Origin of the sequence: Hydrogenophaga intermedia, from assembly GCF_023715105.1 — a bacterium.
Lineage (GTDB): Bacteria > Pseudomonadota > Gammaproteobacteria > Burkholderiales > Burkholderiaceae_C > Hydrogenophaga > Hydrogenophaga intermedia_A.
Genome location: NZ_JAMBNO010000002.1, coordinates 1 through 25414, shown reverse-complemented (window position 1 = coordinate 25414; position 25414 = coordinate 1). Strand labels below are relative to the sequence as shown.

Genomic DNA, 25414 nt, shown 5'->3' with positions numbered 1-25414 from the left:
CCATGGCATTGCCCCACGCCGCCGCTGCCGAGGTGATTGCCGCCGGCCCGCTGGGCGCGGCGCTCACCGGCGCGCGCTCGCAGACGCTGGTTCGAGATCACGGCCTGCAGATCTTTCGCCTCGTGCTCACGCCCGGCCAGGTGCTCGCGCCCCACAAGGTGCGCGACCGCATGGTCATCCAGTGCCTGGACGGCAGCTTCGAGTTCGAGGCCATGGGCCGGCGGCTCACGCTGCGCGCCGGCGACCTGTGCCACATACCACCCGAGGAAAGCCACGCCGTGTACGCCCTTGAGGCCTGCTCGGCCCTGGTGACGCTGTTCGGCGTCGACACCCACGAAACCCCCGCCCCCGGAGAACAACCATGAAAGTGCGCGCACAGATCGGCATGGTGCTGAACCTGGACAAATGCATCGGCTGCCACACCTGTTCCGTCACCTGCAAGAACGTCTGGACCAGCCGGCCCGGTGTCGAATACGCCTGGTTCAACAACGTCGAGACCAAACCCGGCATCGGCTACCCCAAGGAATGGGAGAACCAGAACCGCTGGAAGGGTGGCTGGGTGCGCAAGGCCGACGGTTCCATCGAGCCGCGTCAGGGCGGCAGGTGGTCGCTGCTGATGAAGATCTTCGCCAACCCCGCGCTGCCGCAGATCGACGACTACTACGAGCCCTTCACCTTCGACTACGACCACCTGCAGTCGGCGCCCGAGATGCAGCACGCGCCCACCGCGCGGCCGCGCTCGCTCATCACCGGCCAGCGCATGGAGAAGATCGAGTGGGGACCGAACTGGGAGGAGATCCTGGGCGGCGAATTCGCCAAGCGCAGCAAGGACGCCAACTTCGACGGCTTCCTGGAAGCGCAGAAGGCCATGGTGGGTGAGTTCGAGAACACCTTCATGATGTACCTGCCGCGCCTGTGCGAGCACTGCCTCAACCCGGCATGCGTGGCTTCTTGTCCCTCGGGCTCGATCTACAAGCGCGAGGAAGACGGCATCGTCCTGATCGACCAGGACAAGTGCCGCGGTTGGCGCATGTGCGTGAGCGGCTGCCCGTACAAGAAGATCTACTACAACTGGAAAAGCGGAAAGGCCGAGAAATGCACCTTCTGCTACCCGCGCATCGAGGCCGGCCAGCCCACCGTGTGCAGCGAGACCTGCGTCGGCCGCATCCGCTACCTGGGCGTGTTGCTGTATGACGCCGACCGCATCGCCGAAGCGGCCAGCACCGAGCAGGAGACCGATCTCTACCGCTCGCAGCTCGACATCTTCCTCGATCCGAACGACCCGGCCGTGATCGCACAGGCGCGTGCCGACGGTATCCCCGACGCCTGGATGGAGGCCGCGCGCAACAGTCCGGTCTACAAGATGGCGGTCGAGTGGCAGGTGGCGCTGCCGTTGCACCCCGAGTACCGCACGCTCCCCATGGTCTGGTACGTGCCGCCGCTCTCACCCATCACCGCCGCCGCCAACGCCGGGCATGTGGGCGCCAACGGCGAGATTCCCGACGTGTCGCAACTGCGCATCCCGGTCAAGTACCTGGCCAACCTCCTCACCGCCGGTGACACGCAACCCGTTGTGCGGGCACTCGAACGCATGCTGGCCATGCGCGCCTACCAGCGCAGCAAGCACGTGGACGGTGTGCTCAACCAGGCCGTGCTCGACCAGGTGCAGCTCAGCGCCAGCGAGGTCGAGGCCATGTACCGGGTGATGGCGATCGCCAACTACGAGGACCGCTTCGTCATTCCGACCTCGCACCGCGAGTACGCGGAGAACGCCTTCAACGTCAAGGGCGGTTGCGGCTTCAGCTTCGGCAACGGCTGCAGCGAAGGCGTGACCGACACCAGCCTGTTCGGCAGCGAGAAGCGCCGCACCATTCCGATCAAAGCAGAGCTCTGACATGAAGAACCCGTTTTCCCTGACCCGACCCGCGCCCCACACCCTGCGCGTGCTGGCGCGGCTGCTGAGCTACCCGGATGCCGAGCTGCGCGAACACGCGGGCGAGCTGGTGCAGGCGCTGGCGCGCGAGGCTGCGCTGTCCGGTGAACGCATCGGCGAGATCGGGCAACTGCTGCACCGGCTGTCGCGCCGCCCCGCGCTGGCGGTGGAGGCCGAGTTCGTCGAGCTGTTCGACCGCGGGCGCAGCACCTCGCTGCACCTGTTCGAGCACGTGCACGGCGACTCGCGCGACCGCGGTCCGGCCATGATCGACCTCATCAAGACCTACGAGCAGGCCGGCCTGATGCTGCGCGAGGACGAACTGCCCGACCACCTGAGCGTGCTGCTCGAATACGCCTCCACCCAACCGCCGCGGGAAGCGCGTGAGCTGCTGGGCGAGACCGCGCACATCCTGCGCGCCATCTTCAGCGCGCTGCACAAGAAGGGCAGCCCCTACGCCAGCGTGCTGGCCGCCGTGCTGGAACTGGCGGGCGAGCGCGCCGAGCCCGTGGCGGTGACCGAGGACGAGCCGCTGGACGAGAGCTGGGCCGAACCGCCCGTATTCGGCGGCTGCTCCACCGCGGGCCAGGCGCGGCCCGGCCAACCGCAACCCGTTCGAATCGTCCGGTCCGCCGGTCAAGGAGCCCAGCTGTGAACACGCTGCACAACTTCCTTTTCAATGTCTATCCCTATGTTTGCCTCTCGGTGTTCCTGATGGGCAGTCTGGCGCGCTTCGACCGCGATCAGTACACGTGGAAGAGCGATTCGTCGCAGCTGCTGCGCGCGCGCCAGTTGCGCTGGGGCAGCAACCTGTTCCACATCGGCATCCTGTTCCTGTTCTTCGGCCACAGCGTGGGCTTGCTCACGCCACACTGGGTGTACGAGCCCTTCATCACGCCGGGCCAGAAGCAGCTGCTCGCCGTGGTGGCCGGCGGTGTGGCGGGTGCGGTGTGCTTCGTCGGCCTCACGCTGCTGCTGCACCGGCGCATCTTCGATCCGCGCATCCGCCTCACCAGCCACCGCACCGATCTGTTCATCCTCATCATCCTGTGGGTGCAACTGGTGCTGGGCCTCATCACGCTGCCGTATTCCATCGGCCACAGCGATGGCAGCGTCATGCTCGCGCTGTCCGACTGGGCGCAACGCATCGTCACCTTTCGCCCCGACGCCAGCGGGCTGGTGAATCTGGACTGGCCCTTCAAGGTGCACCTGGTGCTGGGCATGACGATCTTCCTGCTGTTCCCGTTCTCCCGACTGGTCCATGTGTGGAGCGGATTTGCCACCGTGGCCTACCTGTTCCGCCCGTATCAGGTGGTGCGCAGCCGCCGCCTGGGCCTGCCCAACCGAGGGGAGCGCTGAGCCATGACCGGACACGAACCTGTGAAGGGCGGCTGCGGCAGCGGTCACTGCGGTTGCGCCTCGGGTGCCGAGCCCGAGGTGGCCGTCGAAGCCGCGACAGAAACCCCCAGCATCAACGGCGTGCGCCTGCACGGGCCGGGCGAACGCCTATCGGCCGACGAATTGCTGGAGCGCGCCCACACCGAACTGCTGCGCCAGGCCGCGGTGCAGCGTGGCCGCCTGCCCGCGCAGGACGTGAGCGTGGCTCCTCCGCTGAATGCCGAACAACGCGCCGCCGTGGAAGCCATGCTCGACGACGAGGTGCAACTGCCCGTGCCCGACCTGGAGGCCTGCCGGCGCCACTACGAGGCCAACCGCAACCGCTATCTGGTGGGGCAGGCGCGCCATGTGCGGCACATCCTGTTCGCGGTGACGCCGGGGGTGGACGTGCACAAACTCGCGCAGCACGCCGAGACAGCGTTGCTGGAGCTCACGCGCAAGGACGCCGCACCCGGGCGCTTCGAGGAACTGGCACGCACGCTGTCCAACTGCCCGAGCGGCGCGCAGGGGGGTGACCTGGGCTGGCTCACGCCCGAGGACTGCGCCCCCGAACTCGCCAACGAGCTTTTTCACCAGCGCGACAGCGGCTGGGGCATGGGCGTGCATCCGCGCCTGGTGCATTCGCGCCACGGCCTGCACATCGTCGAGGTGCTGGGCCGGCGCAACGGCACGCTGCCCCCGTTCGAGGCGCTGGCCCCGCGCATCGCCGACGAACTCGGGCTGCAGGCGCGGGCCACCGCCTGGCGTCAGTTCATGCAACTGCTGGTGGGCGATGCCGAGGTGCGCGGCATGTCACTCGATGGCGCGAGCTCGCCCCTGGTGCAATGAACCCCGGCGCGCCCGGTGGCCCGGGGGAGGGCGAGGGCGCCGGCGATGAACTGCTGGCGCGATTGCGTGATTTCCACGCGGACTATTTCCCGCGCCACCAGCAACGCTTCCAGGACCTGGTGGCGCAGGGTCAGCACCCCAAGACGCTGTTCATCGGCTGCTCCGATTCGCGCCTCGTGCCCTACCTCCTCACCGGCGCCGGCCCGGGCGAGTTGTTCATCGTGCGCAATGTCGGCGCGCTGATCCCGCCCTACGACGGATCGCGCGGCTGGCACGGCACCATGGCCGCGGTCGAGTTCGCGGTGCTGAGCCTCAAGGTCGAGCACATCGTGGTTTGCGGCCACAGCCATTGCGGCGCGGTGCGCGCCGCCTACGAAGGCGTGCCCGAGGAAGCGCGTGCCCTGCGTTTCTGGCTCGAGCTCGCGCAAGAAGCCCTGTTGCCGGTGCGGCCGTCGCCCGAGGCCCTGTGGCGCACCGAGCAGCGCAGCGTGGTGTTGCAGCTCGAACGCCTGATGGACTACCCGATGGTGCGCCGCGCCGTGGAAGCGGGTACCCTGTCGCTGCACGGCTGGCACTACGTCATCGAGGACGGCGAGGTGCACGTCTTCGACGCCGCCGCCGGCGGCTTCGTGCCGGCCTCGCGCGCCAACAGCAGCGGCACCGGCCCCTATCTGCAGTACGTCGAACACGACGGCCAGCCGGCCGTCTGACCAGGAACCCGAACCATGAACCGAGAACCCGCCGCGCGCGAACTGCTGCCCGAGCTGGAGCCCCAGCCCATCAGCGAAGAGGTGCTGCGCGAGAAATACCTCAAGGGCGACGAGACCACGCGCGAGCAGTTGTTTGCGCGCGTGGCGCGTGCGCTGGCCAGCGTGGAAGCACCCGAGCGCCGGACCGATTTCGAGCCGCGCTTCCTGGCGCACCTGCGCGAAGGCGGCATCGGTGCCGGGCGCATCATGAGCGCGGCTGGCACCGACATCCAGGCCACGCTCATCAACTGCTTCGTGCAGCCCGTGGGCGACTGCATCCAGGGCCGCGACGAGAGCGGCTACCCCGGCATCTACGAGGCTCTGCGCGAGGCTGCCGAAACCATGCGCCGCGGGGGCGGCGTGGGCTACGACTTCTCGCGCATCCGCCCGCGCGGCGCGCGCGTCAAGGGCACGGCGTCCATCGCCTCGGGGCCTTGCAGCTACATCAACGTGTTCGACCAATCGTGCGCCACGGTGGAGAGCGCGGGCGCGCGCCGCGGTGCGCAGATGGGCGTGCTGCGCATCGACCACCCGGACGTGCGCGAGTTCATGACCGCCAAGCGCACGCCCGGGCGCTGGAACAACTTCAACGTCTCGGTCGCCGTGCCCGACGCCTTCATGGATGCGGTGCTGGCCGACGCCGACTGGGATCTGGTGCACAGCGCCCAGCCCGGTGCCGAGCAACTGGCCGCCGGCGCCCACCAGCGTGCCGACGGCCGCTGGGTCTACGAGACGGTTCGTGCGCGCGACTTGTGGGACACGATCATGCGTTCCACCTACGACTTCGCCGAACCCGGCATCCTGTTCATCGACGCCATCGGCCGCGACAACAACCTGCGCGCGATCGAAAGCATCGAGGCGACCAACCCGTGTGTGACGGCCGATACCTGGGTCATGACCGAGGAAGGGCCCCGCACCGTGCAAGAACTGGTTGGCAAGCGGTTTCATGCCGTGGTCGATGGACGCAGCCACGCGCTGCGCAGCGAAGGATTTTTTGCGACCGGGCGCAAGTCGGTGTTCAAACTGAGCACGCGCGAAGGCCATGCGCTGCGCCTCACGGCCGACCATCGCGTGCGCCGCGTGGCGCGCAAGACGCGCCACACCCTGGAGCTGGACTGGACCGAAGCAGCCAGTCTGCGGCCCGGCGATCAGATCGTGCTCAACAACCACCGCGCGCTGCAGGGCTGGGACGGTGAGGGCACGCGCGAGCAGGGCTACCTGCTGGGCCTGCTGATCGGCGACGGCACGCTCAAGGCCGACAAGGCCGTGCTGTCGGTCTGGGCGCCCGAGTTGCGCGTGGTGGGGCAGGACGCAGTCGTATTCGCCGCCACCGGCGCCGCTGGCATCGTGCAGGCGGCCGAGGCCGCGGCCGCCTGCCTCGACCACCGCGCCGATTTCCGCGGCTTCCAGCGCCCGATCGCGGGGCGCGGTGAGATGCGACTCGCCAGTGCGCCGCTGCGCGATCTGGCGTTATCGATGGGCATGGCACCGGGCTACAAGACGATCACGCCCGCGATGGAACGGTGTTCCTCCGGTTTCTGCGAAGGCCTGCTGAGCGGCCTGTTCGACGCCGATGGCAGCGTGCAGGGCGCGCAGGAGAAGGGCGTGAGCGTGCGCCTGTCGCAGAGCGACACCGCCTTGCTGCAAGCGGTTCAACGCATGCTGCTGCGCCTGGGCATCGCATCCACGATCTACCGCGAACGGCGACCTGCCGGATTGCGCCGCCTGCCCGATGGCCGGGGCGGCGCTGCCGACTACGCCACGCTGCCGCAGCACGAACTGGTGATCGCCAACGACAACCTGCACCTGTTCGCCGAACGCATCGGCTTCCACGACACCGACAAGGCGGCCCGCCTGGAGGAATCGCTGGATGTCTACCGCCGCACCCCCAACCGCGAGCGCTTTGTTGCCACGGTCGAGTCGCTCCAGCCCGATGGCGAAGAAGCGGTGTACGACGTGACCGTGGACGACGTGCACGCCTTCGACGCCAACGGTCTGGTGGTGCATAACTGCGGTGAGCAACCCCTGCCGCCCTACGGCTGCTGCGACTTGGGCCCCATCATCCTCACGCGCTTCGTGCGCCACCCGTTCGGCGTGGGCGGTGAGCCGGCGTTCGACTTCGAGGCCTTCGAGCGCAGCGTGGCGCTGCAGGTGCGCATGCTCGACAACGTGCTCGACCTCACCTTCTGGCCACTGCCCGAGCAGCGCGCCGAGGCGCAGGCCAAGCGGCGCATCGGCGTCGGCTTCACCGGCTTGGGCGACGCGCTGATCCTGCTGCAGCTGCGCTACGACGAAGCAGCCGGCGTGGCCATGGCCGCGCGCATCGCCGAGCGCATGCGCGATGCGGCCTACCGCGCCTCGGTGGAACTCGCGAAGGAAAAGGGCGCGTTCCCCAGACTCGACGTGGCGAGCTACCTCGCGCCCGGCACCTTCGCGAGCCGCCTGCCGGCCGACATCCAGCAGGCCATCCGCACGCACGGCATCCGAAACAGCCACCTGCTGTCGATCGCGCCCACCGGCACCGTGAGCCTGGCCTTCGCCGACAACGCGTCCAACGGCATCGAGCCCGCGTTCTCCTGGGTCTACACGCGCAAGAAGCGCGAGGCCGACGGCACCACGCGCGAGCACGAGGTGGCCGACCACGCGTGGCGCCTGTGGCGCGCGCTCGGGGGTGACGTGCAGCAACTGCCGCCGTACTTCGTCTCGGCGCTGGAGATGGGCGTGGACGGCCACCTGGGCATGATGGCCGCGGTGCAGCCCTTCATCGACACCTCGATCTCCAAGACGGTGAACGTGCCCGGCGACTATCCGTTCGAGGACTTCAAGGACCTCTACCTCAAGGCCTGGCGCGGTGGCCTCAAGGGCTTGGCCACCTACCGGCCGAACGACATCCTGGGGTCGGTGCTGTCGGTGTCGGGCACGGCCCCGGCCGATGAGCCTGCGGCGGTTCCGGGCGACCCGATGCGTGCCGTGATCGAAAGCCGCCCGCTGGGTGCGCTCGATGCGGTGGCCGAAAAGATCGAGTACTGGACGCAGGAAGGCCACCACACCACCTACATCGTGGTCTCGTTCCTGCCCGTGCCGGCGGCGGACGGGCAGGGCACGCAGTCGCGCGCCATCGAGTTCTTCATGCCGGTGGGCCAGCGCGCCGAATCGCAACAGTGGATCACCGCCAGCATGCGCCTGCTCTCGCTGGCGGCGCGCGGCGGCTTCCTGGAGCGCGCGCTGCGCGACATGCGCAAGGTCGCCTGGGACCGTGGCCCGGTGCGTCTGGGCACGCGCTCGCGCGAGGACGGCGCGGTGATCCCGATGTGGCACGACTCCGAGGTGGCGGCGCTGGCCTACGCGGTTCAGAACATCCTGCAGCGCCGCCGCGGCGGCACTGCACCCGATGCAGTCGACACCGCTTCCGCGGCATTGCCCGCAACACTGACCGTGCCCGGCCAGATGGCCGGCCGCAAATGCCCCGACTGCGGCGCGCACGCCATGATCCGCAAGGATGGGTGCGACCACTGCACGGCCTGTGGCTACGTGGGCTCCTGCGGTTGAGGGCCGCGCCGCGGGATAGCATCGCGGCATGAACCAGGACCCTCTGTCCCACGGCTTGTGGGAAGCCTCGGCCCCGCCCGCGCCCGAAGCGCCCGCCCTGCAAGGCCATGCCTCGGCCGACGTGGCCATCGTCGGGGCCGGCTACACCGGCCTGTCGGCTGCGTTGCATCTGGCCGAGGGAGGCGCCACGGTCCGCGTGCTCGAAGCGCGGGACATCGGCTTCGGCGGCTCGGGCCGCAACGTGGGACTGGTGAACGCGGGCATGTGGGTCATGCCTTCGGTGTTGCCCGCCGCGCTCGGGCCGGTGTACGGCGAACGTTTGCTCGAACGCCTGGGGCAGGGCCCGTCGGTGGTGTTCGACCTGATCGCGCGCCACGGCATCGCCTGCGAGGCCGAGCGCGCCGGCACGCTGCACTGCGCGGTGGGCGCGGGCGGGCTGCGCGAGATCACCGAGCGTGCCCGCCAGTGGCAGGCCCGCGGCGCGCCGGTGGAACTGCTCGATGCCGCCACCGCCGCCCAACTCACGGGTGCGCGCGGCTTCAGCGGTGCGCTGCTCGACCGGCGCGCCGGCACCATCCAGCCGCTGGCCTACGCGCGCGGCCTGGCGCGCGCCGCGCAGGCGGCCGGTGCGGTGCTGCATGCGCGCTCGCCGGTGGCCGCGCTGCACGACGAAGGCACCCACTGGCGCCTGAGCACCGCTCAAGGCGCCACACTGGATGCGCGCTGGGTGCTGGTCTGCACCAACGCCTACAGCGCGGCCGACGGCCTGTGGCCCGGCCTGGACAGCGAACTCGTGCACCTGCCGTATTTCAACCTGGCCACGCGAGCGCTCACCGACGCCGAGCGCGCCACGGTGCTGCCGCAGCGCCACGGCGCCTGGGACACGCGACAGGTGCTCACCTCGTTCCGCCTCGACGCCGCGAACCGCCTGGTGTTCGGCAGCGTGGGTGCGCTACACGGCGCGGGACTGACCATCCACCGGGACTGGGGCCGCAGAGCGCTTGCGCGCCTGTACCCACAACTCAAGGGGATCGATTTCGAGCACGCCTGGTACGGCCGCATCGGGATGACGCCCGATGCCTTGCCGCGCCTGCACCGGCTGGCGCGCAACACCTGGTCGTTCAGCGGCTACAACGGCCGCGGCATCTCGCCCGGCACGGTGTTCGGGCGTGAACTGGCGCGCCTGGTGTTCGGCCAGCAGGGCGAGGACGACATGGCCCTGCCGGTCTCGCCCTGGCGGCCAGTGCCGCTGCGCCGCGTGCGCGAGGCCGGCTACGAACTCGGCGCGCGCGCGGTGCACCTCACGCACGCGCGCTGGTGAGCCGGAACGTTCCCGCCGGCGCAGAATCCCAACCTCTCCCTTCCAGCACGACACCACGCATGGACCGCAGAACCCTCATCAAGGCCCTGGGCGCCGCCCCGCTCGCAGGCGCCCCGTTGTCGCACGCCCAGCGCGAGATCCCGGCGCCCGCCATCGGTGCGGCCGTGGCGCTGCCCGATGTGCCCCTGTTCGACGGCAGCACCTTTCGCGCGGCCGACGCCGAGGGGCAGGTGGTGGTGGTCTATTGGTGGGCCAGCTGGTGCCCGTTCTGCGCCGAGCAGTCGCCGTCGATGCAGAAGCTGTGGGACGCGCAGCGCGCCCGCGGCCTGAAGATGCTGGGCCTGTCGATCGACCGGCGCGAGGAAGACGCGCGCCGCTACCTGGCGCAACGCGGCTACACCTTCCCCAGCGGCATGGCCACGCCGGCCACCGAGCGTGTGCTGCCCAAGGCCAGCAAGGCGCTGCCGATGACGCTGGTGCGCGGGCGCGACGGACGCGTGCTGCTGGCCGAGAAGGGCCAACTCTTCCCCGAAGACGTGGAGCAGATCGCGCGCTTCCTGTGAGCGCTTGGCGCTGCTTCAGCGCCGACCCGGCTTGAGCAGCGTCAGCGCGTGCGCCACGCCGCCCAGCGCGAGCCACAGCAACAGGTGCGCCGTGCGCTGCGGGCCCAGGGCCTCGAGCAGCGCCAGCAGCAGCGCCAGCCCCGCGGCGCCGTGCCACAGGCCCGCCAGCCAGCCCGCACGCCTGGGCCCGCGCAGCGCCAGCAGCGCGCGCAGCACCAGCTCGATGCCGACGATGGCCAGTGCCAGCCACACGGCATGGACCGGACGCAGAGCCGACAGGATGTCCACGGCCGCGCTCACACGCGCGCGATGCCCAGCAGGTGCGCGGTGTCCTTGAGGAAGATGCGCAACTGCGCCAGCGGGCGGCGCCGGCTCAGCACCTTGTTCATGTAGGACTCGAAGGTCAGCTGCTGCACGTTCTTGTCCTCGCAGATTTTCACGAAGCGTTCGCGGCGTTTGTCGCTGCCGTACCAGAACCACTGCATCAGGCCCAGCACCTGGAACACGCGGCCGTGCTCGGCCATGAAGCGCCGGCGCGCCTGCTTGAGCGCGCGCGGGTCGTGCGTGGCCAGCAGCTCCAGCACCGCCTCGGCCGCAAGCTGGCCGCCCAGCATGGCGTAGTAGATGCCTTCGCCCGAGGCCGGCGCCACCACACTTTTGGCACGACCCAGCGGAAGTACCAGATGCCGTGGCGGCTCTTGAAGATGTGAAGGGCCTGAGGGCGCATGCAGATGCACGATTTGGATCACCTGGATGGGTCACTTCGCGCACAGCCGCCCCGGAAAAGAAAAAAGGCCTTGTGAAACAAGGCCTTGCGGAATTTTTGGTGGAGACGAGGAGGATCTCCACCAAACGTTTGCAAGTCCTTGTCCCCCAGGGAGTTTTCGGGGCGGATGCGCGGGAAAGTGCGCGTTTTGGACCACCTGATTGGACCACTTGTTAAGTCTATCTGGCACGTTGAGGGTCGGCCAGCGGCGGAGATGCAAGTGGTTGACGAAGCCCTCACGCAGGCCACGCGCATCGACAAAAGCGATAACGACCTTAGTCGTCCACGGGTAAGCCCTAACCCCTTGCGAGTCTGATCGTCGCATCCGACGATATTCCGTCCCGCGGGTCTGCTTATGGTTCGGACCGCGCCAGCCTTATGGCCAGGGTGCGCAGAACGAACTACGCGGAGACAAGCGCTTGTTGATATTTCAGATCATCGTCGCGGGCATCGCACAGGGCTGTGTGTACGGCCTCATTGCGCTGGGTTTCGTGCTCATCTACAAGGCGACCGAGACCGTCAACTTTGCTCAGGGCGACCTGATGATGCTGGGTGCGTTCGCGGGTCTGGCTGGCATGGGTCTCTTCGGCTGGCCGTTCTGGCTCGCGGCATTGGCCGCGATCGGCGCCATGGCGCTGCTGGGCTTCCTGCTGGAGCGCGCCATCATCCGCCCGGTGCTGGGCCAGCCACAGTTCTCCATCGTGATGCTGACCTTTGGCCTAGGCTACGTGATGCGCGGCCTGGTGACCATGGTGCCGGGCATCGGCACCGACACCCACGCCCTGGCCGTTCCCTACAAGGGCCAGACCGTGAACACGGGGGTGGTCACGCTCGGCATGGAGCAACTGGTGGTGATCGCGGCCACGGCGCTGCTGTGTGCGGCGCTGTGGCTGCTGTTTCGCTTCACGCGCGTAGGGATCGCCATGCAGGCTTCGTCGCAGAACCAGCTTGCGGCCTATTACATGGGCATTCCGGTGCAGCGCCTCAACGGCCTGGTGTGGGCGCTGGCGGCGGCGGTGGCGGCGGCGGCGGGTCTTCTGCTGGCACCCGTCACCTTCGTGCACGCCAACATGGGTTTCATCGGCCTCAAGGCGTTTCCTGCGGCCATCGTCGGCGGGTTCGGTAGCTTGCCGGGAGCCATCGTGGGGGGGCTGATCATCGGTGTCGTGGAGGCGCTGTCGGGCTTCTATCTGCCTGAAGGCTTCAAGGACGTGGTGCCCTATGTGGTCGTGTTGCTGATGTTGGCCGTCAAGCCGACGGGCCTGTTTGGCGACCGCGCGCGCAAGAAAGTCTGAGAGCCCCGATGCGATTCATTTTCAAGACCCACTACGACCAGGACATCGCGCTCGCCAAGCACGGGGGGCAACGTTTCTGGTATTCGATGCTGGCCGTCTTTCTGGTGCTGGCGCCCTGGCTGTTGCCCGAGTACTGGCTCGCGCAACTGAGCTTCGTGTTCATCTACGCCATCGTGGCGGTGGGCCTGATGCTGCTCGCCGGGTATACCGGTCAGTTCTCCATTGGGCATGCGGCCTTCATGGGGGTGGGCGCCTATTGCGAAACCTACCTCGCAGCGCGCGGCTGGCCCTTGCCACTCAGCCTCGCCTGCTCCACGGCCCTGTCTGCCGCGGTGGGCGTGGTGGTGGGTTTGCCGGCACTGCGCGTGAAAGGCATGTACCTGGCCATCGCCACGCTGTCCTTCGGCTTCATCGTCGAGGAGGTGCTGGCGCGATGGGAGAGCGTGACCGGCGGCAACGCCGGCCTGTCGGTGCCATCGGCGTCGCTGTTTGGCATGCCGCTGGACAGCACCGAGCGCTTCTATGTTCTGTGCCTGGTCTGCGTGGTCGGGAGCACGCTGGTGGCGCTCAATCTGTTGCGGTCACCGTCAGGACGCGCTTTTGTGGCCATCCGGTCACCCCTGACAGAGTGATGAGCAGATGATTATTTTTTTGTAAGGATCAATGCAATAGGAAGTCCTTGCCAGAGAGAAATGCTCCCAGCTTCTGCGCGGGCGGCTTGATCCCTCGCGTCCAGCAGGGCCTCGTCGTGAGGCCCTGCTGGACGGCCAAGTTAGCGCGGCTTACGCATCAGCAGATAGGCAGCCGGAATCACGAACAGCGACAGCAACGGTGCGGTCACCATCCCACCAAGCATCGGGGCTGCGATGCGGCTCATGACCTCCGAGCCCGTACCGCTGCCCCAGACAATGGGGACCAAGCCCGCCAGGATGACCGCGACGGTCATCGCTTTTGGCCGCACGCGCAGCACGGCGCCTTCCCGGATCGCATCGAGCAGTTCTTCTCGCGTTGGGTTGCGGCCATCCGGGCAACGTTCCGCCAAGGCCTGCTTCAGATAGATGAGCATCACTACGCCGAACTCCGCCGCCACACCTGCCAGCGCAATGAATCCCACGCCGGTGGCGATGGACAGGTTGTAATTCAGCAGGTACAGGAACCAGATGCCCCCCGTGAGCGCGAAGGGCAAGGTCGCCATGATCAAGCCCGCTTCGTCCACACGCGCGAAGGTCAGGTACAACAGAACGAAGATGATCAACAGGGTGGCAGGCACCACAACCTTCAGGCGTGCATTGGCCCGCTCCATGTATTCGAACTGCCCGGAGTAGGTGATGCTCACACCCGGCTCCAGCTTGACCTGCTGCCCGATGGCATCGCGCAGTTCGTTGGCCACCGAGGCTAGATCACGGCCGCGCACATCGACATAGACCCAACCGGAGGGCCGTGCGTTCTCGCTCTTGAGCATGGGCGGTCCATCGGTGATCGCGATGCGTGCCACGGTCCCCAACGTGATCTGCTGACCCATCGGCGTGAAGATGGGTAGTTCTGCCAGCCGTTGTGGTGAATCACGCCATTCTCGCGCGTAGCGCAGATTGATCGGAAAGCGGGCAAGCCCCTCGACCGTTTCCGAGACGTTTTCGCCACCAACCGCGCCGGCGATGACCGCCTGGACATCGGCGATGTTCAGGCCGTAGCGACCGGCGGCTACGCGGTCGATCTGAACATCCACGTAGCGCCCGCCCGTCAAGCGCTCCGCGAGGGATGACGTCACGCCGGGAATGCCCTTGGCGACCTGCTCGACCTCTGCAGCGATGCGATCGATGACGCCCAGGTCGTTGCCGGTCACCTTCACCCCGATCGGGCTCTTGATGCCAGTGGCCAGCATGTCGATGCGATTGCGGATGGGGGGAATCCAGATGTTGGACAGGCCCGGGATCTTCACGGCACGGTCCAGCTCTTCCACGAGCTTTTCGGGCGTCATGCCTGGACGCCATTGCTCCCTGGGCTTGAGCTTCACCGTGGTCTCGAACATCTCCAGTGGCGCCGGATCGGTTGCCGTTTCAGCCCGTCCTGCCTTGCCGAACACCTTGTCCACTTCAGGCACGGTCTTGATCATGCGGTTGCTCAGCTGCAGCAACTCCGTGGCGCGCTGCGCCGAGAGTCCCGGCAGGGCCGAGGGCATGTAGAGCAGGTCCCCTTCGTCCAACCTCGGCAGAAACTCACCGCCGAGCCGCGCCAAGGGCCAGGCGGTGGTCGCCAAGGCCAGCACGGCGATCAGCAGCGTCGCCTTGGGCCGGCGCAGTACCCACTCCAGTGCTGGCCGGTAGGCCGCGATCAGGATGCGGGTGATGGGGTTCTTCTGCTCATCCGGGATACGCCCGCGAATCCAGTAGCCCATGAGTACGGGAATCAGCGTCACTGACAGCCCTGCGGCCGCGGCCATCGCGTAGGTCTTGGTGAACGCCAGCGGGCCGAACAGCCGGCCTTCCTGCGCTTCTAGGGTGAAGACCGGGATGAACGAGAGCGTGATGATGAGCAGCGAGAAGAAGAGCGCAGGACCGACTTCCTCCGCGGCCTGTGTGATCACGTCCCACCGTTCCTTGCCCTGCAGCCGTTGATCTGGGTGCGCGTGCTGCCAAGCCTCCAGCTTCTTGTGGGCGTTCTCGATCATCACCACCGCTGCATCCACCATCGCCCCCACGGCGATGGCAATCCCCCCCAGCGACATGATGTTGGCGTTGATGCCCTGGTAGCGCATGACAAGGAATGCCGTCATCACGCCCAGCGGGAGGGAAATGATGGCCACCAACGCAGAGCGAAGATGCCAAAGGAACAATGCGCAGACCAGCGCCACCACCAGAAACTCTTCGCCCAGCTTGGTCGTGAGATTGCGAATGGCCCGCTCGATCAGCGCGCTGCGGTCGTAGGTGGTGACGATCTCGACGCCCGGCGGCAGGCTGCCCTGCAGCTCCGCGAGCTTGGCCTTGACGGCAGCGATCGTCTCCTGGGCATTCTTGCCGGAGCGCAGCACCACCACGCCGCCGGCGACCTCGCCTTCTCCGTCGAGTTCGGCAATGCCACGCCGCATCTCCGGGCCTATCTGGAGCGTCGCCACATCCCCCAGCCGCACCGGCACACCGCCGCGTGCCGTCAAGGGGATCTCCCGGAACTCGTCCAGGGTCTTGAGGTAGCCGCTCGCGCGGACCATGTACTCCGCGCCTGACAATTCCAGGACGGAGCCGCCGGTCTCCTGGTTGGCCCCCATCAGGGCATCGCGGACTTGAGCCTGACTGAGGCCATAGGACGCCAACTTGATCGGGTCGAGCACGACCTGGTACTGCTTGACCATGCCCCCCACCGATGCCACCTCGGCCACGTTGGGCAGGCTCTTGAGTTCGAACTTCAGGAACCAGTCCTGTAACGCACGCAGTTGCGCCAGATCGTTCTTGCCCGTGCGATCCACGAGCGCGTACTGGAAGATCCAGCCGACGCCTGTGGCGTCCGGACCCAGGGCCGGCTTCGCCGTGGCGGGCAATCGGCCCTGGACCTGGTTCAGGTATTCCAGTACCCGTGAGCGGGCCCAGTACAGGTCGGTTCCGTCCTCGAACAAGACATAGACGAACGAGTCGCCAAAGAACGAGAAGCCGCGCACGGTCTTGGCCCCTGGCACCGACAGCATGGTGGTGGCCAACGGGTAGGTGACCTGGTTCTCGACGATCTGCGGCGCCTGTCCTGGGTAGTTGGTGCGAATGATGACCTGCACGTCTGACAAGTCCGGCAGCGCATCCACGGGCGTGCTGCGAACGCCCCACACGCCCCATGCCGTGAGCATGGCGGTGGCCAGCAGCACCAGGAAGCGATTGGCCACCGACCATCGAATCAGCTTGGCGATCATGGCTGCACCTTTTCGATGGCGGTGATCACGTAGCCCTCACCTTGCTTGGAGAAGGTGAATCGCACCTGCTGCCGAACCGAAAGACCCTCGGCGAGCTGCGGGCTGCTCAGCTTGAAGCCCATGGTCATGGCCGGCCATTGGAGGGCTGGCACGGCCTCGTGCGCCAGCGTCAGCTCGGTGGGCGACATCTCCTCGATCACGCCGCGCACCACGAAAGCGTTGGTGGCCGCGGCCGGTGGCGACGATGTGCCGTGCCCGTTGTGCGGCGATGCAGGTGCGGACGCCGCGGCACCTGCAGGCAGCACGCCCCGCAGGCTGGCTTCCGAATCGATCAGGAACTGCGCCGAGGCCACCACCTGCTGTCCCGCCGCGAGCCCGCCGTTGACCACCAGTTGATCGCCTACCTCCGCGCCCACCTGGACCTCCACGGGATGGAACTTGCCGGGTCCATCGACCACATAGGCCAGTGCGCGCTTGCCGGTGCGGATGACCGCTTCGCTGGGAACAAGCAGCGCGGGCTGTTCGTTGCCTTTGAGCGCGATCTGGCCGGACATGCCGGCCTTCAGGCGCTGGCCGGGATTGGCCATTTCAAGCCGCACTCGCACCGTACGGGTGTCGCGGTTGGCTTCGGGCAGGATGCTCACGATGCGCGCCTGGAGCACTTCACCGGGAAACGCCGCCAGCCGGACCTGCGCCGTTTGGCCGACCTGCAATGGTCCGCTTTGTGCTTCGGGGACGGCCGCTTCGATCCACACCGTGGCCAAGCCATTCACCCTGGCCAGGCTTTCCCCGGCGGAAACCGTCATGCCCTGGCGCACCATCAGTTCGGCCACCAAGCCGCCTTGAGGTGTTGTGACCGTGTACAGCCCCTTGGGCTCGCCTGTGCGCTCCACCTGGGCGATCAGGGCTTGCGGCATGCCGAGCAGCAGCAGCCGTTGGCGGGCAGCTGCGGTCAACGGTGCGTCGCCCATCGCGCGAACCGAGAGAAACTCGCGCTGTGCGGCGATCCACTCCGGCAGCAATAGGTCAGCCAGCGGTGCCCCTGCTGCGATCACGTCGCCCGCAGCCCGTGCGTAGACACGCTCGACGAAGCCAGCGGTCCGCGCCTGCACGATGCTGACGTCGCGGTCGTTGAGCAGCACGGTGCCCACGACGTTCACATCTGCGCCGATCTTGCCTTGCAGGACTTCGGCTGTACGCAGCCCCAGGGCTTGCACCGCTTGCGCCGACACGCTGAGGCCCGTGCTGTCTTGCGTGTCTTCATCCGCGTACTTCGGCATCAACGGCATGTCCATGTAGGGCGACTTGCCGGGCTTGTCGAACTTCTGGGTCGGCACCATCGGGTCGTACCAATACAGCACCTTGCGCTCGGTCGGAGCGCTTGCAACGGTGATGTTGGCAGCGGGGGAGCCGCTGAGGTGGCCGGCGCGCCATTGGGGGACGCCCCATCCAACGGCAATACCGGCAGCAACCAGCGTCAAGCCGGCAAGAATGTTTCTCGAAGAGGTATTCATGGCGAGGGTCTCCACTCAGTCCGCGATCAGGCTGTTCAGTCGGGCGACGAGGCTGTCGCGCTGCGCTCCGAGGTCGATCAGACGCATGCGCGTCTCCAGCACCTGGGCGCGTGCACTGAGCACAGCGCTCAGGTCCCCCTTGGCGGATCGGTAGTTGCTCAACGCAAGCGCCGCTCGGTTCCGTACCAGCTGCAAGCCGGCGGTCTGCAGGCGGTCGATCTGGCTGTTCAACGCTTGGAGTTCGGCGGCGCTGTCGTCCAACTCCTGCAAATGCCGCCGCGCCACGTCTTCGCGTTCGGCGTCCAGACGCTCCAACTCGTGCCGTTTTGCCTCGATCATGGGCACTTGGCGTCGATCCTTCTGCCATGGCAGATCGAATGTCACCTGGAATGACACCATGTCGCCCCATCGGCGATCACGCCGGCTATAGGCAATCTCCCAGGCCCAATCGCCGCGGGTCTCTGATTGGGCTTCGCGGGACTCGGCCCGGGCCATGCTTTGCATCGCCGGATAGAGTTCAAGCTCCGCGTGATTCGCCAGTTCTGTGCGCAGTTGCGCGACGGGGCGAGTGAGCGGGCCTGGATCGCCTTGCAGTGCTTCGTCGGCCCTGGAGCCCACCCAGCGCCGCAATGCGGCCCTGGCCTTGGCCCGGTCCCGCTGTAGATCGTCACGGCGGTCCGTGAGTGTCAGCGCCTCCTGTTGCGCGACCAACAGGTCGCCAGCCTGGGCCGTGCCGCCGGCGACGCGAGCGGGGAGACTGTCTTGCAGGCGCTGGTTCTCCGCGAGCAGTTCCGTCAGCAGTATCTCCCGTTGCTCCACCGCCTGCGCGGCGATCCACGCCAGGCTGAGTTCCTGGCGGATCTGCAATCGCTGCAAAACCAGCGCCGCGCGCTCTCGATCCACACGCGCCTGCGCACTGGCGACCTGGGCGTCGCGCTTGGCCCTGTTGGGCACTTCCTGCATGAGCGCCAGGCGCTGCATCGTCATGGATTCGCGCGTCATGCTCCAGCGATCCATGCCGCTGATGGGGTAGTTTTCGATGCCGAGCGAGAGCTTGGGATCGGGCAGCGAGCCTGCCGCCTTCTGCACCGATTCGGCGACGTTGACCTGCAACTGCTGCGCGTTCATGCGCGGGCTCTGCTGCTCCGCGATAAGGCGTGCCTCAGCAAAATCGAGTGCGTAAGCTACAGGCGCAACAAGAGCGCTACCCGCCAACGCGATGCTGATAGCTTTCAGACGAGGCAATCGCATCGAGGCCGGTATAGAGCCTCGGCCGAACGCCGAAGGGCGTCCCTCGGGTGCGCCAAAAAAGGGAGTAAACATGTTTGTCCTCGGAATTGATGTTCACGAAATCACGTGGTCTGCCGCATCGGTGCGCGGCGAGCACGGACACGTGCATCAATTCCGCAGGACTTGAAACGTGAGGTAGATCGGTGGAAAGCCCGCTCGATGGTCGGGCGGGACATGGGCGACGCGCTGCCCGGCTGCCGCGTGGGCTTCGATCACGGCTGGAAGCATGTACGCGAACCAGACCACCTGGGCTGCGAGAGTCTGGACGTCCAAGCCTTGCAATGAAGGCGCTGGCCTGCCAGCGCCGCTGCAATGTGCGCGGCACAACTGCGGCGCCTCGCCGTCCATGGTCCCCGGCATGGCGTGGCAGTCCGGCATGCCGGGCATGCTGGCGGCATCCTCCATGGCCATGCCTGCTAGTTGCATTGAGACGATGTGGGTGTCCGAGTCCAGCTTGGGGCAGGCATACATCGCCAATGCGACCTGCGAAAAGAGCAAGGTCACGACGAAACCGCTTGCAATCCAGCGGCCCCATTGCGCGACGATGCGTCTAAAGCAGATCATGAGGATATGTTAGCCAGGTGATTGTGTTGGGGAATTGATGTCAATCAATCTGAAGACTTGATTTTCGACCTGTTCGACTTGATAGCGGCTCCAAATCATCCTGGGCTACTTCACGCCGCGCAACCGAAGCGCATTGAAAATCACAGAAGCAGAACTCAGGCTCATCGCCAGCGCCGCGATCAATGGGGAGAGCAGCCAGCCCGTGAACGGATAGAACACGCCAGCCGCGATGGGTACACCGATGCCGTTGTAGACAAAGGCGAACAGCAGGTTCTGCCGCATGTTGCGTACCGTGTCGATGGAAACTTCGCGGGACGAGGCGATGCCGCGCAGATCACCCTTCACGAGGGTGATCTGGCCACTGTTCATTGCGACGTCGGTGCCCGTGCCCATGGCGATGCCCACATCGGACTTGGCCAGGGCCGGAGCGTCGTTGATGCCGTCTCCCGCCATGGCGACCACATGGCCTTCCTTTTGCAGTTTGTCCACCAGCGCCAGCTTGTCAGCGGGCTTGACCTCGCCGTGCACTTCATCGATGCCGAGTTTGGCCCCCACGGCCTTGGCCGTGGTGAGCCCATCTCCGGTAGCCATCACGATGCGCAACCCGCTCGCGTGAAGGGTTCGAATGGCATCGGGCGTGCTGGCCTTGATGGGGTCGGTCACGGCCAGGATGCCCGCGAATACGCCGTCCACGGCCAAGTGCATGATGCTGGCGCCTTCACCGCGCAACCGTTCTCCGTCGGCCCGCAGTGCAGAAACTGCGACTCCTTCCTGCTCCATCAGTGCCGTGTTGCCCAATGCCAGGCGCCGTCCCTCCACCGTGCCGCGCACGCCGATTCCGCTGCCCGACTCGAAATCGGTGGGCTTGGCCAGTTGCAAGCCCTTGGTTCGTGCGGCGCTGACGATCGCGTCTGCCAGCGGGTGCTCGCTGCCCTGGTCCAGACTGGCCGCCAACCTCAGCACTTCATCGGGCGTGAAGCCTGGAGCCGCAATAGCCGTGTCGAACGCGGGTCTGCCTTCCGTGAGTGTGCCGGTCTTGTCCACGATCAGAGTGTCCACCTCGCGCATCTTCTCGATCGCGCCAGCGTCGCGAAACAGCACGCCCTGCGTCGCGGCGCGGCCGGTGGCGACCATCACCGACATGGGGGTGGCCAGACCCAACGCGCACGGGCATGCAATGATCAGCACAGCCACTGCGTTGATCAGCCCGAACACCCAGCTTGGCTCCGGCCCGAACAGACCCCAGACAAAAAAGGTGGCGATGGCGACCAGTACGACCACCATGACGAACTTGCCCGCCACCACGTCGGCCATGCGTTGCATGGGGGCCTTGGAGCGCTGGGCAGACGCGACCATCTGGACGATCTGCGACAGCATGGTAGCCGCCCCGACTTTCTCGGACTGCATGATCAGCGCACCGTTGGTGTTGAGGGTGGCGCCGATCAGCTTGTCGCCAACCCGCTTGGTCACAGGTACGGGTTCACCGGTCAGCATGGACTCATCGACCGCGCTGCTGCCTTCGGTGACGGTGCCGTCGACCGGAATTTTTTCCCCGGGACGCACGCGCAGCAGGTCGCCGACGTGTACGTGGTTGAGAGGTACATCTTCTTCACTGCCGTCCGCATTGATGCGCCGGGCGGTCTTCGGCGCCAGCCCCAGCAGGGACTTGATCGCGGCCGATGTCTGGGAGCGGGCTTTCAGCTCGATGATCTGACCCAGCATGGTCAGGGAAATAATGACTACCGCCGCCTCGAAGTACACGGCGACGCGACCCATCGCCACGAACGATTCGGGAAACACCCCCGGGGTCACCGTGGCAACAACGCTGTAGACGAAAGCCGCGGCCGTTCCCAGGCCGATCAAGGTCCACATGTTCGGGCTGCGGTGGATGATCGACTGCCAGCCCCGCACGAAGAATGGCCAGCCGGTCCAGAGCACGACGGGGAGCGACAGCACCAACTCAACCCAGGTTTGCGTTGCCATGCTGAACCAGCCAAGGCGATGGCCCCACATCGCAAGAACCGTCACGATCACAGTAAGCGGCAGCGTCCACCAGAAGCGCCGCTGAAAATCCTTCAACTCACTGTTGTCCTCTTCATCCAGGGGGATGATCGGCTCCAGTGTCATGCCGCACTTGGGGCAATTGCCCGGATGGTCCTGCCGCACTTCCGGGTGCATCGGGCAGGTATAGGTGGTGCCGGCAGGCGCTTCCTGCGGTGCGGCGGCCGTCGCCCCAGGAGCCGACTCACGAACAGCGTGAGCGTGGGGGGCGTGGTGGCGGTGGTCGCTATGCGCAACTTGTCCTTCGGGCACCAGGTTCATCTTGCACTTAGGACAGCGCCCCGGATGATCCTGCCGCACTTCCGGGTGCATCGGGCAGGTGTAGGTAACCGCGGAACCAGCCAATCCCGGTGTGCCATCGATGGCGGGGGCCACATTGGTCGCTACTGGATGATCGACCGAAGAAGCTGCGTCCCTTTTGCCGTGCGTATGTTTATGCGTGTGGTCGTTCATACCCGTCCGTGCTTTCGTGAATTTTGCCTTGATTATTAGCCTTGCCATTGTGTGAAGGTCAAGCCAATATTCTGTCGAGCAATTCCGTTTTGCTTATTCCGGTGTCTGGCTGCCTCGTTGGTTATCGATTCAGCGACTTGCGGTACTGGGCATTGATCTCGTCGTGACGGCGCCGGATTTCAAGAGGCCATTGGGACTTGATCCATGACAACGCGGCCACGATCTCGTCATCGCTCAGTAGCTTGTCGTAGACCGGCATGGCCGTCCGGTAGTCGGGCTGCTCAATCAACTTGGCCAAGCCGTATTTGGTGATGGCGAACAGTTGTTCATCGGGGTGGTGCCATGTGTGGCCGCTGGGGTTGTGGGGCGGCGCTGGCAAGAGACCATCAGGTCCGCGGTCGCGCCAGTCGGGCTGGCCTTCGCCCTTGACCCCATGGCAGGCCGCGCATTGCTGTGCATAGATCGCGGCGCCGAGTCGCAGCACCTGCGGATCTTCTGGCCGGAGGCTTAGCGTGGGCGGAACCACTGGCGCAGCACTCTTGAGAAGTTGGAAGTAGCCGCCTGCCGCCGTGGCGATCAAGGCAAGCAGTCCCGTCGTGATCCAGACCAGTTGCTTCAACTTCATGGTTCGCTCCCTCCAGGTGCCTGTGTTGCAGGATGCGACTTTGCGGTTCGCCGGCGGTTCCGAAGTGCAGCCAAGCGATCCCATGCGAACGGAGGTGCGGATCGCGGCACGCTCACTTGTGGCAGACCCGGAGAATGCAGTGGGCCTTCCTGCTGGCATCGCGTGTCAGTTGCGTGTGCAACCGCGTTCGGATTGGCTGAACGGCCGAAGAGAGGCGGAGCGGTCAAAGAGACGCAGCCATAAGGCCTACCCCGCGCGGCCCGTGGTGGTCAGTCCCTGTCGGAATTCGACCGCCTGCCCTCGTCGGACCCAGGGGATTGGTTGCCATGTCCGCCATGCCCCTTGTGCATGAATAGGTGCATCAACGGACAGGCCAACAACAGCGCATAGGGCCACCACTGCTGTAGATGGGCCCGGTGTTCGGTCCAGAGGAAGTACCCGGCAACGATACCGAGGACGAGCATTCCCAGGGCGTAGCGCGACCGCCAGAAGCCACTGCGTCGATCGCTGGTATGGGGGGAGGAGTGGTCGTGATGCATGATGAATTTTCAGTTGCCGGGAAACAATGAGCAAGCGGACACGGACTGCCGACCCATCCTCATCCGCATTGCAGCCTTCCGCATATTCGCCTCAGTTCGCTGGACGTATATCCGTGACGACCATTTTTCCGCCTTCGTTGACAACCATGAATTTCACCTTGTCCCCGGGCTTGAGGTTGGAAAGCAGTCCCTTGTCCTTGGCGGTGAAAACCATGGTCATTCCCGGCATGTCCAGGTGCTTGATATCGCCATGCTTGATGGTGACCTTGCCGTTGTCCAGGTCCACCTTCCTGATCTCACCGTCGGTCAGCGACGCTTGTTGAGAGGCCTGTGCCTTGTGCGATTCGGCTGTGGTCTGGGCCATCCCACTCATGGGCAGGAAAATGCCGAGCGCGACGGCGGAAACGGAGAGAAATTGCTTGAAGCTGTTCATGACTACCTCACGGGCGCGAGTTGAAAAATGTCTGCTGATCCGCCTTGCGGATCAGCAGGACGTGGGAGAGGTGACACAGTCACCGTGCATCCTTGATGAAGCGGCGTGGTTCTACTTCTTGCTGACCTGAACGAGGCCCTTCATGCCAGCTTCGTAGTGGCCTGGAATCAGGCAGGCGAAGTTCACACCGCCAGCTTTGGTGAACTGCCAGACGATCTCGCCTTGCTTGCCAGGCTGCAGCGTGACCTTGCCGGGCTCGTCGTGCTCCATGTCCGGGAATTTCCGCATCTGCTCCAGATGCTCAAGCAGTTCCTTCTCGGTGACAGAGATCTCACCGTGCTGTCCCGCTTCTGTTGGGTAGCGGTCTCTACGATGAACACATCTCCTCATCGCCTACCAAGCGGACGGGAGATGCAAGTTCATCGACTTTTACAAGGACTCCTATCATGACTCAACGTAGCCACTCCATCTCTTCCATGATTGCAGCCGTAGCCGCGGCTGCCGCCCTGGGGTTGCCGGGAATGGCCTCGGCTGAATACTTGCATCCGACTAGCGACGAAGTCGGCGTGGTCGTTCACGCGGATCACTTCAAGAGCGAGAAAACCCGTGCGCAGGTCCGAGCCGAGGCCGAGGCTGCGGTACAGCAGGGACTCCTCAATTTCGGCGAGGGCAGCTACCCGCCTCCGGTGCCCAGTGCCGGACCGGGCAAGACGCGCGAAGAAGTGGTTCGCGAGCTGCTGAGCGAGACGCCGGCGGAGCGGAACGCACGCATGCAGCTCTACAGTGGAGGCTGATTGTCGGTTAGGGCGAACGGCGGAGAGCCGAAGAGCATCCAACCTCGTACAAGATGAAGCCGCCGCGCAGCGCCGCGGCGGCTTCACTTTACGAGATGCTCGATGAGAAGCCCAGCGTCTGCTCCGCTTGGAGTGGGCCCTCGATGGGAGGCCAGAAACTGACACTTGACATTGCCACGATGGCAAGGTCTAGAGTCAGCAGCACCTAACCACTGACGGAGAGAACCAATGCTTGCATTCGAAGTGAACGATATGACCTGCGGCCATTGCGCCAGCACCATCACCAAGGCGGTCAAGACCATCGACCCAGGTGCAGATGTCCAGGTCGACCTGGGCCGCCATTTGGTGAGCGTGGCAACCGATGCGAACGCGGGCATCGTCCAGAAGGCGATTGCCGACGCTGGGTATTCGCCCGCTCAGGTGAACGCGCCGGCTGCTGCGCCGGCATCCGCTGTCAAGCGAGGGGGCTGCTGCGGCTCCTGCCACTGATTGCGGGGCAAGAGCCTGCACGCTCACGTGAGCCTGTCTGGGCGGACTACTATGGTCTGGCCGACCGTTCCTTCGGCGCAAGGCCCACCGTTGACCCGCGTGTCCCCGTTTGAAAGAGCGCGGGTGGAGCTTGAACTGATGGCCGTGGCATTTCAGTCGATGTCGTCGACCAAGGTGGTGCAGCCGCGTGGATGTCTCTGAGCGCTCGGGCACGGAACAGCTCGGGCTGTATGAGATAGCCCCCCAAATCCCCGGACCCGTCCTATCGCTTATCTTTAAAGATAGGAGTAGGACTGTGAGTACGACTAGGCATACGGACACTGTTGAAGTCATCTTGAAAGACCAGCGCCGCAGGCGC

Annotated in this window: 22 protein-coding genes and 2 pseudogenes; 13 read left to right on the top strand and 11 right to left on the bottom strand. The window is 65.9% G+C overall.

Annotated elements, in window-relative coordinates; translation table 11 throughout:
- Window positions 1-2: 2 nt before the first annotated feature.
- From M3149_RS01795 to M3149_RS01755, 9 genes are read left to right on the top strand one after another with little or no spacing between them, the layout of a single operon-like run.
- Entirely contained in the window at window positions 3-365 is a 363-nt protein-coding gene (locus tag M3149_RS01795) for a cupin domain-containing protein (RefSeq protein ID WP_251707627.1), read from the top strand.
- Complete coding sequence (gene narH / locus M3149_RS01790) at window positions 362-1894, top strand: nitrate reductase subunit beta (protein ID WP_251707626.1); 1533 nt, start codon at window positions 362-364, stop codon at window positions 1892-1894. The genes M3149_RS01795 and narH overlap by 4 nt, the downstream gene beginning before the upstream one ends.
- A gap of 1 nt (window position 1895) precedes the next feature.
- Entirely contained in the window at window positions 1896-2588 is a 693-nt protein-coding gene (gene narJ, locus M3149_RS01785; RefSeq protein WP_251707625.1) for a nitrate reductase molybdenum cofactor assembly chaperone, read from the top strand.
- Window positions 2585-3292: a respiratory nitrate reductase subunit gamma gene (gene narI, locus M3149_RS01780; protein ID WP_251707624.1), complete on the top strand. Its 708-nt coding sequence runs from the start codon at window positions 2585-2587 to the stop codon at window positions 3290-3292. Before narJ ends, narI begins: the two co-directional genes overlap by 4 nt.
- Before the next feature lie 3 nt (window positions 3293-3295).
- The gene (locus tag M3149_RS01775) at window positions 3296-4159 is read left to right on the top strand and encodes a peptidylprolyl isomerase (RefSeq protein ID WP_251707623.1); all 864 of its coding nucleotides are present in this window, start codon (window positions 3296-3298) and stop codon (window positions 4157-4159) included.
- Entirely contained in the window at window positions 4156-4869 is a 714-nt protein-coding gene (locus tag M3149_RS01770) for a carbonic anhydrase (protein ID WP_251707622.1), read from the top strand. Before M3149_RS01775 ends, M3149_RS01770 begins: the two co-directional genes overlap by 4 nt.
- A 15-nt stretch (window positions 4870-4884) precedes the next feature.
- Window positions 4885-8457: an LAGLIDADG family homing endonuclease gene (locus tag M3149_RS01765; protein ID WP_251707621.1), complete on the top strand. Its 3573-nt coding sequence runs from the start codon at window positions 4885-4887 to the stop codon at window positions 8455-8457.
- 28 nt (window positions 8458-8485) lie between these two features.
- On the top strand, window positions 8486-9778 hold the full coding sequence (locus tag M3149_RS01760; RefSeq protein WP_251707620.1) for an NAD(P)/FAD-dependent oxidoreductase: 1293 nt from the start codon (window positions 8486-8488) through the stop codon (window positions 9776-9778).
- Window positions 9779-9837: 59 nt separating this feature from the next.
- Window positions 9838-10341: a TlpA family protein disulfide reductase gene (locus M3149_RS01755; protein WP_251707619.1), complete on the top strand. Its 504-nt coding sequence runs from the start codon at window positions 9838-9840 to the stop codon at window positions 10339-10341.
- A 15-nt stretch (window positions 10342-10356) separates the two neighbouring features.
- Here M3149_RS01755 and M3149_RS01750 read toward each other — a convergent pair whose 3' ends face one another.
- Together M3149_RS01750 and M3149_RS01745 are read right to left on the bottom strand one after the other, a co-directional pair.
- Window positions 10357-10641 carry a hypothetical protein gene (locus M3149_RS01750; RefSeq protein WP_251707618.1) on the bottom strand — a complete coding sequence of 95 codons (285 nt, stop codon included), beginning with the start codon at window positions 10639-10641 and terminating at the stop codon, window positions 10357-10359.
- Complete coding sequence (locus tag M3149_RS01745; protein ID WP_251707617.1) at window positions 10638-10991, bottom strand: hypothetical protein; 354 nt, start codon at window positions 10989-10991, stop codon at window positions 10638-10640. Before M3149_RS01745 ends, M3149_RS01750 begins: the two co-directional genes overlap by 4 nt.
- 535 nt (window positions 10992-11526) lie before the next feature.
- On the opposite strand from M3149_RS01745, the gene M3149_RS01740 reads away from it, so the two are divergent.
- Window positions 11527-12402 (top strand): branched-chain amino acid ABC transporter permease, encoded by an 876-nt coding sequence (locus tag M3149_RS01740; RefSeq protein WP_251707616.1) that lies wholly within the window; start codon window positions 11527-11529, stop codon window positions 12400-12402.
- A gap of 8 nt (window positions 12403-12410) precedes the next feature.
- Window positions 12411-13016: pseudogene (locus M3149_RS01735) on the top strand (branched-chain amino acid ABC transporter permease); the annotation flags it as partial.
- A 158-nt stretch (window positions 13017-13174) separates the two neighbouring features.
- Here the strand turns inward: M3149_RS01735 and M3149_RS01730 are convergent.
- From M3149_RS01730 to M3149_RS01690, 9 genes and pseudogenes are all read right to left on the bottom strand, one after another.
- Window positions 13175-16294, bottom strand: coding sequence for an efflux RND transporter permease subunit (locus M3149_RS01730; protein WP_251707615.1), 3120 nt, complete (start codon window positions 16292-16294; stop codon window positions 13175-13177).
- The gene (locus tag M3149_RS01725) at window positions 16291-17808 is read right to left on the bottom strand and encodes an efflux RND transporter periplasmic adaptor subunit (protein WP_043387428.1); all 1518 of its coding nucleotides are present in this window, start codon (window positions 17806-17808) and stop codon (window positions 16291-16293) included. Before M3149_RS01725 ends, M3149_RS01730 begins: the two co-directional genes overlap by 4 nt.
- A gap of 15 nt (window positions 17809-17823) precedes the next feature.
- The gene (locus tag M3149_RS01720; RefSeq protein WP_285886369.1) at window positions 17824-19059 is read right to left on the bottom strand and encodes a TolC family protein; all 1236 of its coding nucleotides are present in this window, start codon (window positions 19057-19059) and stop codon (window positions 17824-17826) included.
- A 147-nt stretch (window positions 19060-19206) separates the two neighbouring features.
- Complete coding sequence (locus tag M3149_RS01715; RefSeq protein ID WP_251707613.1) at window positions 19207-19602, bottom strand: hypothetical protein; 396 nt, start codon at window positions 19600-19602, stop codon at window positions 19207-19209.
- A 165-nt stretch (window positions 19603-19767) separates the two neighbouring features.
- The gene (locus M3149_RS01710; protein ID WP_251707612.1) at window positions 19768-22176 is read right to left on the bottom strand and encodes a copper-transporting P-type ATPase; all 2409 of its coding nucleotides are present in this window, start codon (window positions 22174-22176) and stop codon (window positions 19768-19770) included.
- Window positions 22177-22297: 121 nt separating this feature from the next.
- A complete protein-coding gene (locus M3149_RS01705) occupies window positions 22298-22801 on the bottom strand; it encodes a c-type cytochrome (RefSeq protein WP_251707611.1) in 504 nt (167 codons plus the stop codon).
- A 269-nt stretch (window positions 22802-23070) separates the two neighbouring features.
- Complete coding sequence (locus M3149_RS01700) at window positions 23071-23340, bottom strand: DUF2933 domain-containing protein (RefSeq protein WP_251707610.1); 270 nt, start codon at window positions 23338-23340, stop codon at window positions 23071-23073.
- Between the two features lie 91 nt (window positions 23341-23431).
- Window positions 23432-23773: a copper-binding protein gene (locus tag M3149_RS01695; RefSeq protein WP_251707609.1), complete on the bottom strand. Its 342-nt coding sequence runs from the start codon at window positions 23771-23773 to the stop codon at window positions 23432-23434.
- Between the two features lie 111 nt (window positions 23774-23884).
- A pseudogene (locus M3149_RS01690) lies at window positions 23885-24094 on the bottom strand (plastocyanin/azurin family copper-binding protein); the annotation flags it as partial.
- Window positions 24095-24219: 125 nt separating this feature from the next.
- On the opposite strand from M3149_RS01690, the gene M3149_RS01685 reads away from it, so the two are divergent.
- Entirely contained in the window at window positions 24220-24567 is a 348-nt protein-coding gene (locus tag M3149_RS01685; RefSeq protein ID WP_038215041.1) for a DUF4148 domain-containing protein, read from the top strand.
- A gap of 228 nt (window positions 24568-24795) precedes the next feature.
- On the top strand, window positions 24796-25056 hold the full coding sequence (locus tag M3149_RS01680) for a heavy-metal-associated domain-containing protein (protein ID WP_043387409.1): 261 nt from the start codon (window positions 24796-24798) through the stop codon (window positions 25054-25056).
- Window positions 25057-25414: the final 358 nt, after the last annotated feature.